At 60.5% G+C, this 12,050-nt stretch carries 15 protein-coding genes; 3 read left to right on the top strand and 12 right to left on the bottom strand.

Going from position 1 to position 12,050, the window contains the following annotated elements:
* From DP107_RS19195 to DP107_RS20390, 5 genes are all read right to left on the bottom strand, one after another.
* The coding region (locus tag DP107_RS19195) for a DUF6735 family protein (protein WP_144263690.1) at positions 1-445 on the bottom strand (445 nt) is incomplete at its 3' end.
* A gap of 68 nt (positions 446-513) precedes the next feature.
* Positions 514-894, bottom strand: coding sequence for a hypothetical protein (locus DP107_RS19190; RefSeq protein WP_144263689.1), 381 nt, complete (start codon positions 892-894; stop codon positions 514-516).
* A 106-nt stretch (positions 895-1,000) separates the two neighbouring features.
* On the bottom strand, positions 1,001-1,189 hold the full coding sequence (locus tag DP107_RS19185; RefSeq protein WP_144263688.1) for a hypothetical protein: 189 nt from the start codon (positions 1,187-1,189) through the stop codon (positions 1,001-1,003).
* A 142-nt stretch (positions 1,190-1,331) separates the two neighbouring features.
* Positions 1,332-2,219, bottom strand: a complete 888-nt coding sequence (locus tag DP107_RS19180; protein WP_144263687.1) for a biosurfactant protein 1 — start codon at positions 2,217-2,219, stop codon at positions 1,332-1,334.
* 94 nt (positions 2,220-2,313) lie between these two features.
* Positions 2,314-2,454: a hypothetical protein gene (locus DP107_RS20390; RefSeq protein WP_185977413.1), complete on the bottom strand. Its 141-nt coding sequence runs from the start codon at positions 2,452-2,454 to the stop codon at positions 2,314-2,316.
* Between the two features lie 58 nt (positions 2,455-2,512).
* On the opposite strand from DP107_RS20390, the gene DP107_RS19175 reads away from it, so the two are divergent.
* Entirely contained in the window at positions 2,513-3,811 is a 1,299-nt protein-coding gene (locus DP107_RS19175; RefSeq protein WP_144263686.1) for an RNA-guided endonuclease TnpB family protein, read from the top strand.
* An 88-nt stretch (positions 3,812-3,899) separates the two neighbouring features.
* Here the strand turns inward: DP107_RS19175 and DP107_RS19170 are convergent, their stop codons facing one another.
* Entirely contained in the window at positions 3,900-4,826 is a 927-nt protein-coding gene (locus tag DP107_RS19170; RefSeq protein ID WP_144263685.1) for a transcription initiation factor IIB, read from the bottom strand.
* 127 nt (positions 4,827-4,953) lie between these two features.
* Here DP107_RS19170 and DP107_RS19165 point away from each other — a divergent pair, with 127 nt between their 5' ends.
* The gene (locus tag DP107_RS19165) at positions 4,954-6,333 is read left to right on the top strand and encodes a DUF5677 domain-containing protein (RefSeq protein WP_144263684.1); all 1,380 of its coding nucleotides are present in this window, start codon (positions 4,954-4,956) and stop codon (positions 6,331-6,333) included.
* Positions 6,334-6,448: 115 nt separating this feature from the next.
* On the opposite strand, the gene DP107_RS19160 is transcribed toward DP107_RS19165, so the two are convergent.
* The gene (locus tag DP107_RS19160; RefSeq protein ID WP_144263683.1) at positions 6,449-7,315 is read right to left on the bottom strand and encodes a DNA-binding protein; all 867 of its coding nucleotides are present in this window, start codon (positions 7,313-7,315) and stop codon (positions 6,449-6,451) included.
* An 891-nt stretch (positions 7,316-8,206) separates the two neighbouring features.
* Between DP107_RS19160 and DP107_RS19150 the strand changes: the two genes are divergently transcribed.
* A complete protein-coding gene (locus DP107_RS19150) occupies positions 8,207-9,424 on the top strand; it encodes an RNA-guided endonuclease InsQ/TnpB family protein (protein ID WP_144263682.1) in 1,218 nt (405 codons plus the stop codon).
* 59 nt (positions 9,425-9,483) lie between these two features.
* Here DP107_RS19150 and DP107_RS19145 read toward each other — a convergent pair whose 3' ends face one another.
* The 5 genes from DP107_RS19145 to DP107_RS19125 form a co-directional block, all read right to left on the bottom strand.
* Positions 9,484-9,813: a hypothetical protein gene (locus DP107_RS19145; protein ID WP_144263681.1), complete on the bottom strand. Its 330-nt coding sequence runs from the start codon at positions 9,811-9,813 to the stop codon at positions 9,484-9,486.
* A gap of 9 nt (positions 9,814-9,822) precedes the next feature.
* Positions 9,823-10,179, bottom strand: coding sequence for a hypothetical protein (locus DP107_RS19140; RefSeq protein WP_144263691.1), 357 nt, complete (start codon positions 10,177-10,179; stop codon positions 9,823-9,825).
* Between the two features lie 99 nt (positions 10,180-10,278).
* A complete protein-coding gene (locus tag DP107_RS19135; protein ID WP_006184787.1) occupies positions 10,279-10,746 on the bottom strand; it encodes a hypothetical protein in 468 nt (155 codons plus the stop codon).
* The gene (locus DP107_RS19130) at positions 10,743-11,075 is read right to left on the bottom strand and encodes a ribbon-helix-helix domain-containing protein (protein WP_144263680.1); all 333 of its coding nucleotides are present in this window, start codon (positions 11,073-11,075) and stop codon (positions 10,743-10,745) included. Before DP107_RS19130 ends, DP107_RS19135 begins: the two co-directional genes overlap by 4 nt.
* Positions 11,076-11,159: 84 nt before the next feature.
* Positions 11,160-11,990, bottom strand: coding sequence for a DUF7558 family protein (locus DP107_RS19125; RefSeq protein WP_185977412.1), 831 nt, complete (start codon positions 11,988-11,990; stop codon positions 11,160-11,162).
* Between the last annotated feature and the right edge of the window lie 60 nt (positions 11,991-12,050).

Raw genomic sequence — 12,050 nt, 5'->3', positions numbered from 1 at the left:
ATCGGACGGTCGCGAGCGCGCCGTTCCCGACCGTCTCGCCGTGGTCGACCGTCTCTGAATCGTACTGCAGGCCGAACCACAGTGTCCGGTAGGCGGTCACCTCGAAGGTGGGTGACACCACGTAGAACGCCTCGTGGTGGAGGTAGTCGAGATGGTCGGTGATGATCTCCTCAAGCGTGAGGCCGGTGGCGCGGGGCTTTGGCTCGACGACCGTCGACGGTCGATCCTCGCCGGTGAGGTAGCCGTCGACAGCATCTGCCTCGAGGCCATCGGCTAACTCCGCCAGCAGCTGTTTCGCCCACTTCGAGTCGGCGTCCTCGTCACCGAACGGTGTTTCGGCCGAGATTCGGTGCTTGAGCTTGAGATTCGATGCACCCCAATGAGAGTAGTGGAGCGTGTACTGTCCGTCAGTTCGTTCGTACGCAACGAGTGCGCGGTGGCCCATTGAACAATCACCTTGCAGGACGACCCACGACTGGATCGCCCCGCACCCCTCCCGGGGGACGAACAACGCTACTCGTCGATCGGGTCGGGGGAACTGAGGTCCGCGTAGAGGACTTCGCCGTCGCGAACGACGTACCGTTTCGCCAGCACGGGAAAGCGGCACTTGGTAAATCCGGCTGTCTGGATGTCGAATTCTTCGTCCGGTTCGAGATACTCCGCGAGCGACCGGAGGAACTCGTGGATGACGATGCCACCGTCGTAGTCAGGAAGACCGTTCTCACGGGCCTCGTACACTTCGAAGCTGTCGTAGCCCCAGATGACGAGTTCGCTGTCGTCGTTCACCTCCCAGTTGAGCGTCCCGAAGCAGTGGTTCTCACAGAGCTGGCGGACGGCCTGTGGGTCTGTTACGAGCGTGCCGGTCGATGTCGTTGCGGCTTGGAGTGTTGCCATGGGTTGTTCTCGGGAGCGGTCTCGCGCCCCCGCACCCCTTCAGGGGGCGAACAACCGCTCACGCTGTGACGGCCACAGGACGTTGCGCTGCCGACGCGTCGAGCTGTCAGGATTCTCTGTTGACGTCACCGTCCCTCGTCGGATTCGGTTGGGTGAGAACATCTACCCGCTCGAGGAGCGTCGTCGCGGTGCTAATTCGCTCTCGATCAGCGGGCTCCAATTGGTCCACGTCGATACTGGTGAGGCTGCTGAGCGCCCGGTGGAGTCGATAGCCGGGGATGTCTCGTGGGTCCATGTGTGCGCCTCCGCCAATTTACGGCGCGAAAAAACACCGGCGGGCAGTCAGCGGGGCAGTCCGGGAGTGATAACGAACTGGCCTCCAGTTAACCAACAGAACGAATCGATATCAGGATTCGTTGGTTAAACTGACACCGTCTCTATTGACCGGCTTCGGGTTCGGGCCCATAGCGAGGTGTCCCGCACCGCTGACACTCCCACATGGGCTGCCCGGTCCACTCGTCATCGGGGACAGCCTCGAATTCGCGGAATCGATGCTTCGTCTCCCGACCGCACTCCCGGCACTCGAGGTGAGTTCTGTTCGGGCGCTCGCGTCGTGGCTGTTCGGTATCGGTCTTGTCAACGGATTCTTGGAGCGCAATCGCTGGCACCAGCCAGAGGTCGTCGTCTGCGTCCTCACGTAGGCTTGCAAGACGATCTTCTGAGCGAACCCCACTCCCGGTTTCCTCGTATAGGAACGTCGTGTGCTCGCCGTCGTGACAGGACTGCGTCGTCTCTGTCCACGGTGTCCGGTTGCGAGCGGACGCGAGCAGCTGAGTACCACATTCAGACGTGACTCGTGTCGCCGAGGGGAGCGAGGGCCACTGATCGACAAGCTGTGGGGCCGGTTCCTCGTCGAGATCATAGATTACCTTGCAGTCATCGACTACTGGGTCATCATCTCCCTTCGCGAGGAGGGTGGCCGCAGCAGATCCCTTCCCGACGGCGCCGTAGAACGTCGACGCCTCTACGAGCAGCTGGATGACGTGGAGGAGAGTCCGTTCGGCATTCGATGTGTCCTGGTCGTCGGCTCCTTCGAGATGGTTCGTGAGACAGAACCGGCACTTCGACTGGCTGGCGGGGATCGACGCTCCACAGGACTCACACTCGGTCGCAGCTGCTGTCGGGTCGTCTGGATAGTCCGCGTCGACGCCACCAGAGCGTTGCCGCCGGGGCTCGCCACTACTACTGGCGAGTTGGTCGTCGGGAACGTGGGTCGCTTCGCCGAGCGGTCGGAGGGCTTCGTAGTCGGCGTACTGGTCGGTCATCTTTGAAGTAGCGAGGAAATCCCGCTGTTCACGCCGAGAAGGAATCGCGTCTGCCGCCCTGTGTGTCCACTATAACCGTCGCTGGCCGTCGGTCCTACTTGTATCTGTCGTCGATGTCGAGCGCGTCTACACCTTCCAGCATCAGCCCCTTCCAAGTGTAGCCGCGCCGTTCTTTCACCGCTTTCAGTCGCTCGAACTGGTCCTCCTCGACTATGAATCGAATCTCTTTGCCCATATATATGTGTAGTTAGCATGGTTTTTATATGTATTAGGTGTGTTTGTTCGATTGTCGAATGTCGGTCATGACGACCGCCACCAAGACGCTCGAAGCCACGCTCGCGCCACCTACGGCGCACAAAGAGCGGCGGCTCCAGCGCACCGAGGCGACCTACCGCTGTGCGCTCCGTGACGCCTTCGCGTCCGGGGCCGACACGCAGACGGCGGTCAACGACATTGTGACCGGCTACGACCTGTCCTCTTACGCGAAGGACGCGCTCAAACAGTACGTCCCGCAACTCCGGCGTACCTACGACGCCGAGGAATTGGCCGAGGACCATCCCATTCGGTTCACGAACCGTGGGTGGCAGCTCGACCACTCGCCCGACCGCACTCACGAGTTCTGCTGGCGAGTGCCACAGGCCGGGCGCGGCACCTCGTTCTGGATACCGTTGCGAATCAACCCCGACCAGCGGGAGCTGTGGGACCGACTCTATGATGGCGACGTGTCCGTTGGCGAGTTCCGCCTGCGCCAACACAGCAGTTCGTGGACGTTGCACGTTACCGTCGAGTACGAAGTTGAGCAACCGGAGACGCCCGACGACCCCATGCCGGTCGGCTTCGACGTGGGTGAGTCGTCGTTGCTCGTCGGCTGTGCCGTCGAGCAGGGCGCTCCGGTGGACCCGCTGTTCGTTGACGGCGGGCGAGCGAGACACCTCCGCAAAGAGATGTACACGACGCTGAAGCGCCTGCAAGAGCGCGGATCCGCCGAGTGGCGGATTGACGAGCGGTTCACCCACTACCAGCACGCGCTCACGGATATTGTCGAGAAGGCCAGCCGGGAAGCCGTCGAGTACGCCCGGCAGTTTGAGGACCCGGTTATCGTCCTCGAAGATTTGACCTACATCCGCGAGTCGCTGGACTACGGCAAATGGATGAACCGCCGCCTCCACTCGTGGGCGTTTGCCCGCTTGCAGGGTCGTATCGAGGACAAAGCCCTCGACGCCGGAATTCCCGTCGAGTACGTCAACGCGGCCTACACGTCGCAGACGTGCCACGCTTGCGGTCACGTCGGGGAGCGCCCGGAACAGGCAGCATTCCGCTGCACAAACGACGACTGTTGGGTAACGGAGTACCAAGCGGACATTAACGCGGCGACCAACCTCGCCGGTCGCCTTGACCCGTGGGGAGAGAGCCTGCCTTGGAAACCGGCGGGCGATGACTCGCCACGGGACGGGAGTGCCTGTGACAGCACCACGGGACACCGGGAGGCGAGTCGGGAACCCCGACAGACGACCCTCTCGGCGTACAGTTCCGAAACTTCCTCGCGTAGCGAGCCTTCCCTTGTAGGAAGCCCCGCCGTTCATGGCGGGTGAGGATGTCACGCTTCGTCTTCGGATTTAAACAATAGCGCTCCCATCAATCAGCCTACAGACATACAACCGAAAATCAGCAGTGTGGGCTCTACACGGCCAGCTCGTCCAGCGCGTCGCGGTGGGTCCGCACGGTGACCACCGAGACGTTCGCAACGTCAGCGACGTCCGACTGGGTGAGCCACCGTCCGTCTTCGCGTCCGGCCTTGTACAGACAGGCTGCGGCGAATCCGGATGGCCGAACCCCCGTGGTTGCTCCGGTCGATTCGGATGCTTCCGCCAGCTGCCGAGCCCGCTGCCGGATCTGATCGGAGACGTCGAGCTCCGAGGCCAACCGCGGAACGAACGCACTCGGCGTCACGGGTTGGGCTGGCAGGCCGAGTTCCGTATTCAGCGTCGTGTATGCGTTCGTCACCCGCGATTGCTCGACGCGCGCCGACTCGGTGATATCGTCGAGCGTTCGCGGCCGCCCGTTACACCGACACGCGCCGTAGACACTCGCGGCGGCCATCGCCTCGATCGACCGGCCCTGCAGGAGGTCCTCGTTCTGAGCGCTGCGGAAGAGCTGGCAGGCCTGGTCACGGATCGTCTCGGATAGTTCGAGCGCACTACTGATCCGGCGGACTTCACTAAGCCCGTGTGCAAGGTTGCGTTCAGCTTTCGACTGAAACCTTCCACGGGTCTGCTCACGCCGCATCCGAGCGAGCCGCCGTCGCTTCTGTCCTGAGAGTTCGTTCCCGTTCGCATCGGTTCCGCGGCCGATCTCCGTCGACAACCCTCGATCGTGTCGTGCCGCCGTCAACGGAGCGCCCGTGCGCTCCCGTTCGTCTTCGTCACACGACCGCCACTCTGGCCCGTGGTCGATCCGCTGCTCGTCGATGACAAGGCCACAGTCCTCGCAGACGGTTTCGACTGTACTGGTGGTGACCCGGCCGTCGCACTCGGGGCACTGGTTCGCACTCGACTCCGTCTGGACGTCCTCGTCGAAGTCAGTTTCGTAGATGTCTCTGATTGCCATGGTTCTCACAGTGTTCAGGGACTTGCCAGTACGGCGAGCCCCTCACCTATTGAGGGGTAAATAAACGCCAATTGCTCCCAAAGCTCCATCATCCACTCTGCTGAAACACGAGAAAGAGTAACTCAGCATGCTCAACGATACTGACCCACTCTCTCAGGCAATCCACGACCAGCTTCTGGAACTTCTCCAAGAAGGAGAGCTCGATGAGGAACCCACCGAAGACGAGATCGCGGAAGCTACCAGCGAGGTCATTGAGGCTGTTGGGGATAGTATGTACCAGCAGGTCCGCGAGGATGACGAGGGATTGCGACGGCTCTATGAAACCAAGGCAGAATTCCAGCGCGGGATCGAAGATCGCTGGGGGGAACCTTTGGAACTGCTTGAACGGTTCATTATCTGGTCGCAGGAAACGGGTGATGCAATCAACTCGGAATATCGGCTTCAGGCAGCTCAGGAACAGGACTTCGTCTTTGACGCTCTGACGCGACTTCACGCACGGGCAGTACAGGTCGCGATGGAGATCCACCACCTGCTCAAAGGCGGATTTGCTGATGGAGCCTTTGCCCGATGGAGATCCCTCCACGAACTCTCAATTACCACTTCCTTCATCAAGCAAGCAGGCTCCGACACAGCCGAGCGTTTTCTGCACTACCGGTATCTCTGGGAATACTACTTCGCTCAGACGTATCAAGAACACGCAGACGACCTTGATGAGGAACAGATCGCGGATGAGACGATGGCCTCACTCGAAGAGGGGAAAGTGGAGCTGGTAGAGCGGTTTGGATCCCATTTCGACGATAACGGGTACGGAACCGGGTGGGCGGCAGACGCATACGAGGGTGGTGGCGGGCCGTCGATTAGGGGCCTCCAGGAAGCTGGCGATCTGGACCACTACCAGCCATATTACCGGTTAGCCAGCGAATCGGTCCATGGAGGGTCGAAGGGGACGCTTGACAGGCTCGGTATCATCGATATCCCCGACGTTGAACAGCCTGACCTCCTACTGGCTGGCCCGTCGAACGCAGGGTTCGCCCGTCCAGGTCAGTTAACGGCTGTCTCCTTGGCACAAATCACGTTTGCGTTCATTGAGTGGCAGTCGTCTGCGACTCATGTGGCGGAAATGAAGGGAATGGAACAACTCGTGAGCGACATCCAAGATACATTCGCAGCGGCTGCCGAAGAACTAGAGGAGGACGAACGAGACCGACTGGAGGAGTGGGCCGATCAAGATATCGTCGATATTGCTCTAAATCACGTGGGCGCGCCAGTGTTGTTCGCCGATGAATTCGTACGTGAGCAGACCGAGTTTGAGTCACAATTGGCGTTTGAGAACGCGCTTCCGGTCAACCTTGACGAGATGACGGATGTAGACGATCTCCCAGAGGCCGTGGACACAACGATTCGAACTAATTCCGATTACAGCTCCCTCGAAGAGCTGGTTGATGCTGCTTTCGAAGAATGGGTTTACCGAGAGGTCGACCTCTCTGAGTTCGATGTCGATTCGTGATTGAGGTCGTGGCTGCGCGCGCAGCGACCGCAGGGAGCGAGCACGGAGCGGAGGGTGGGGCGGTGGGGCTTGGGTCTGGTCTGGCACACAGCAAAAAAGAAGGCTGCGTCACTGGCTACTCTTCCCACCAGCGGCCGCGCTCCGGGAAGTGGATATCCGACCACCCGGTCAGCGCGATTGAGCACCGGCCTTCGTACCAGTTCTTGGCTGCTGCCCGGAACCGCACTGTCTGACCTTCTCGCACCACCGTCTGCCCGGATTTCTCCCAGCAGGTGAACTTGATTTTCCCGCTCTCATCTGCTATCAGCCCGACTTGCTGGATGGTTGAGGAGGAAGGCTCCCAGAGGGTCTCGATTGTTCCTTCAACCGTCACCTCCCCGACCGGGACGTCCGGCACATCCGCGATGGGAACGATTGCACCGGGGACCGCCTTTAGCTCCTCGAGCGTCTCCAGTACTGCCTTCGTCATGTCTTGGCCGCGCTGCACCTTCTCGGCCAACTGCTTCGCGACGACTGACCTCGACCAGCCGCCATCGACTTCCTCCTTAATCCGCATCGCTTGCTTGTTCACCGCCCCGAGGTCTTCCTGCGTTAGCTTCTCTCGGGGATCCGTGCGCTCCACCGGTTCGGGCTCGTCACGGCCACACTGCTCGACGACGACCTCCCGCGTCCGCTTCGCGCGTCCCTCCTGCTGACTGAGTTCCGCCTGGGCACTGATGTGCTCCAGCTCGGCCTCCCGGGCCTCGATGCGCTCTTCCTGTTCGAGGGTCTTCCCGAACAGGTGATCCGGACCTTCCTCGACCCGCGCGTCCGGATGGTTGGAATCGACCTTTGCCTGCACTTCCATGTCGACCGTCGCCCGGAACTCCGGGGTCTCGTCGACGACCTCGAACCCATCCTCGTCGACCTCAGCTTCATCGTGTTTCTCGAAAGCCTGTTTATCGACCGAAACTACATCCGTGGTGGCGTTGTTACTTGACATTGGTCTCACGTAGACCTGAAGGCGCTCACGCGCCCGACACCGCGATGCTCCAACATCGCGGATTTCCTCGACGACAACAACCGACAGACTTGTCTGCGCGCTCTCGCTCGCGCCTTCGCGAGCGCCCTACCGGGCGCGAGCGAGAGCGCGCCTGCATGAGGTGGCCCCAACCAGCACCGCGCGCCGACCCGCCCGGAGCGAGCGGCCAGCGGGATATGCCCGCTCGTGTCCGGCCCGATGTGCGGGTCCGTGTCCAGGGCGACTGTCGCCGAGAACGCGCGCCGCGGTGTGGCGCGCGACAGCGCAGGCGGCATAAAGCGCTGGAACGCGAAAGCCCGCAAGGGGCGCGCGACAGCGCAGGCGGCATAAAGCGCTGGAACGCGAAAGCCCGCAAGGGGCGCGCGACAGCGCAGGCGGCATAAAGCGCTGGAACGCGAAAGCCCGCAAGGGGCGCAACCGACGGGGATACCCGCTGGCGCCGAGGGCACATCCATTTTAGCCCGGAACGGGCGCGGGCGGTGCGGAGAGCGCCCGCACGCCCGGAATGGTCGGTCGCGAGCGACGCGGAGGGCGGAACGCGGCGAGCGGGGCGGGCCGTAGAGAACCACTGGTCAACCGGGACCGACGGTTAGTGACACAGCCGACATCCTGGCGGACTTAGAAAGGGCGAGGCCGTCTCGGTCGTCCCCCGACCCCGCTAGCACCACAGGAACGAGAAGCGCAGCGTGGGGCGCGGGATGCCGAGCGGCCGAGGGCTTTCACAGGCGGTACGAGGCGGATGCCCCGACCCTCGAGGTTGGGGAGGCCGACACCAGACAATACAAACCACGCTACGATGGCAGGCCAACTCGTAAACCCATAAGTAACACGAACTGTATATGTGAAAATACAGTGGAATACCGTCGTACCGCCGTCATCAAACTCGACACTCCCGAAGGAGCTGACGACTCCCTTCGAGAGACTGTCAAGCAGTTCAAACACTGCGCCAACACCGCGAGTGAGTGGTGCTGGCACGGCGACGACGGATACCACGTCACCTCAAAAGCCAAAGCGGAACGTGCCCTCTACGACCGACTCCGCGACGAAACCGACCTGACCGCGAATCTCGTCCAGAAAGGGATTCGGCGGGCGGTCGAAGCCGTCAAAAGCGGAGTCTCGCGTCTCGAACGTGGTGAGAACACGTCGCAACCGTACTTTTCTGCCGATAGCGCAGTCTACGACAAGCGGAGTGCGACATTCCACCGCGACCACGTTTCCCTCTCGACGATAAACGGGCGGGTCGAGTGCGACTACATCCTCCCCGACGACTCGGAGACACCGCCGACGAAGTACGTTTCCGACGAGGATTTCGAGTTTCGGATGGCGTACTTACAATACCGCGACGGTGACTGGTATCTCCACGCCTCAATGCGTAAAGTCGAAGCAAACGAGGAACCATCTGAATCCGAATCCAAGCACAGAACAGTCCTTGGTGTGGATTTGGGCGTGAACAATCTCGCCGTTACTTCGACGGGGCGATTCTGGTCGGCAGACGAGTTCAACCACTGGCGTCGGGAATACGAGAAGCGTCGTGGGTCGCTTCAGCAGTGTGGGTCTCGCCACGCCCACGAAACCATCGAGTCAGTCGGACAGAAAGAGTACGGGCGGTTCGAGATACACTTGCACACGGTGGCGAACGAACTTATCGAGGAGGCCGTCGAGAACGACTGTTCGCACATCGTGTTTGAGGACTTGACCCACATTCGGGAGAATATTCCCGAGGCGACGTGGCAACACGTCTGGGCGTTTCGACGCCTCTACGAGTACGTCGAATACAAAGCCAAAGAACACGGTGTCGAAGTCGTACAGGTTGACCCGCGCAACACGTCGAAGCGGTGTTCGACGTGTGGGTTTACCCACGGCACCAATCGATCGGGCGAGTCGTTCGAGTGTCAGCAGTGCGGGTATGAGAACCACGCCGACTACAACGCTTCGAAGAACATCGGTTTGCAGTATCTCCGTCGTCAGCAAAACGCAGACGATGGAGGCGCACCCGTAGATGTGCGCTTGAATCGCGGGACGCTGAACGTGAGTGGGGAACACGTACCCCCTGCCTCGGTTGAGGCATAGAACGGGAGTCCACGCGAAAGCCTCAGGGCTTGACCCTGAGGCGATTTACGAGACGCGTCTCAGTCGTCCCCCTGTGCGTTCAACTCCCGAAGGGTCCAGACAGCCGTCGTGCCGATCCGAACACCATCGAAATTGCGTATATCGAGGTTGACCGTGGCTGTCCGAAACGGATAGTGCTCAACGAGCACACGATGGATGACAGTTCTGACCGCCTCTGTACCATATCGATCAACGACAGCAGCCATCGCCTCGTCGAAGTGTGCGTTGTGGTGGTTCTCACGCGGTTTCCGTGCTCGATCGAGGACGAGTGTGATCACGTCGTCGACCGATGCATGGGCTGGATTCTCAGTCCGTTCCCGAACGTCGTAGAGCGCGTCGGTCTCGGTCATGGGTAGTACCTATCCACTGTCGACGTTGTCAGTTGAGTCGGCCCCATCAGTCGTGAGACGACGCTGACGGCGAACCTCAGCGAGGGCGTCTTTGAGCGTCGTGAGGTCGTCAATCGCCGTCGCCTCGCTCATAATGTCGTCGAGAATCGCGGCTCGCTCGACAGCGTGGGTGTCTCCTTCGGTTGTCTCGATCGAGTCGATGGACACCGACCGCTCCTCACTCCATCCACACGCCCAGCAATTTCGGGCGACGACGATCTGCTCGTCTTCGTCAGCAGCAAGCAGTGCATCCGCCACTGATGCTGAGAGTGGATGGTCTGGCCCCACTTCCATCGTGACAGGGCCGCCACACGCAGGGCACTCCATATCGATACCGAATACCGCCGTCGCTTTCAATATATGGCGTCCGAGTCAAACGATCACATGGTCGTCGAGGAGGCGCTGCCGTAGCGAGATTGGGCGCCGTCAGGAAACGTGTTCGATGGTGATTTCAGGGAGTGAGTGCGCTGCTGGCTCCAGCTCGGCGAAGGATTCGTCGTTTGTGAGAATCGTCGGGTCGCGGTCACGGTGCTCAAACGCTAGCACGAGGATTGGAACGTCCTTCGGCTGGATCTCACAGACGCGAGCGAGCGTCTGCACGGTCGGAGCTGATCGCTGCTCTCGCAGGAGTGCGTCGCTCACATCACGACTCGACGGCGCCTCGATGAGCCCTGTCATTCGCGTCAGTCGCGTCAGAAACCTCGTTTTGACGGTATCACGGTCCGCCGCAGAGAGACTCTGTGTCCGGTCGAATGCGGCCAGCGCTTCTTGGACCATGTACGCGTTGATAGCAGACGTTGTCTCACCGCGGTCGATTTCAGCAAGCAATTCAGCGGCCTGCTCGTTGGTTCGCAGTGTCCCGAAGACCCACAGATTCGTATCGAGGATCTTCACGCGTCAGACCCGTACACCTGCTCGGACGTCTCCTTTCGTGCCTCTTCGACGGCCTGTTCGAGGTCGTCCGCATCGACTTTCTCCCCGAGTGCCGCGAGCTCTGCGTCGATATCGCTATCGGACTGGCGGCTCTGTTCGGCCTGCGCCAGCAGTTGCTCTAGCCGAAGCGCGGCGATCGCCGTGTCGTCATTGAGTTCTCGGAGATGGGACCGACATGCTTCCTTGATGAACTCGCTCTTATTCGTGTAGATCCCCGTTTCATCGAGGAATCGCTTGATTTCGGTGTCGAGTTCGACCGGGAACTTGACGCTGACACTCGCGTATTTCATGGTAGTACCATCGTGCTACAAATATTTAAATGGCGGGCTCAGCCCTTGTTCCGGAGGGTGACGTACGGACATCGCCTCTCCTCTTTACTCGGTGACCTCTTGGACAAGATGCTCCTCGAGGTCGCGCGTCCAGTACGTTGCAAGTCCGCCGGGGCCACACCGCGCACAGAACTGGAGCGGTCCCTCGAGATGGCCAAGTTCCACGCGGAGCCCGAGATACGTCTGGAAGCTCCAGTAGGCGTTCTCGTGGATCTCACAACCCTCGCCACGGTCCAGTGAAAACGCGGGGAAGACGACGTGGCTGACATGGTCAGTAATCCCCTCAGTCTGTTTTAGGACTAATTGGTCGTCGGTGTCTGAGTCCTCTCGACCATCATCGTGATGCCGAAGCTTTCGCTCCGGATCACGTGGAACCGCGACACCTGCATTCTGGGCTTTGATGAGGATCGTTCGAGCCGTCGTCTCGACTGTCTCTCGGAGGTCAGCAGTGAAACGTTCGTGCCAGCTGCGCCACAGCGTTGATTGGTCTGGGATCGTCTCGAGAGCCAGTTGCTCGCAGAGGTCAGAGCGGTGATTGAGGTAGTCGACGAGTGCTGTTTCGTGCTCCCACCCATGGAGTTCCTTCAGTACAAACACCCGAAAGAGGGGCTCCATCTTGTACCGTGTCGAGCCTCCATAACGGTCGTGAGCGTCGAATCGGAAGTAGGCCAGTGGGTATTGACATACAAAGTCTTCCACCGATCCGTGATGGTCGTGTTTGAACCATTGCTGCCCGACAGTTCGGATATCCTCCTGAAGCGCATCAAGTGAACTCCGATTGTAGAGTGGCGTCGAATCATAGGCAGGCCACTCCGTATACGGCGCCTGTGCGATATCACGAAAGACGGCACGTCGAGAGTTATGCATTAGAACCATCAGTAGTGACCTCCTCCCCGTGGTAAACGACGGGGCTTCCCACAAGCCGAAGCCCGCTGG

The sequence above is a fragment of the Haloglomus irregulare genome (assembly GCF_007421925.1).
Lineage (GTDB): Archaea > Halobacteriota > Halobacteria > Halobacteriales > Haloarculaceae > Haloglomus > Haloglomus irregulare.
This window is presented reverse-complemented; position numbering and strand designations above follow the sequence as displayed.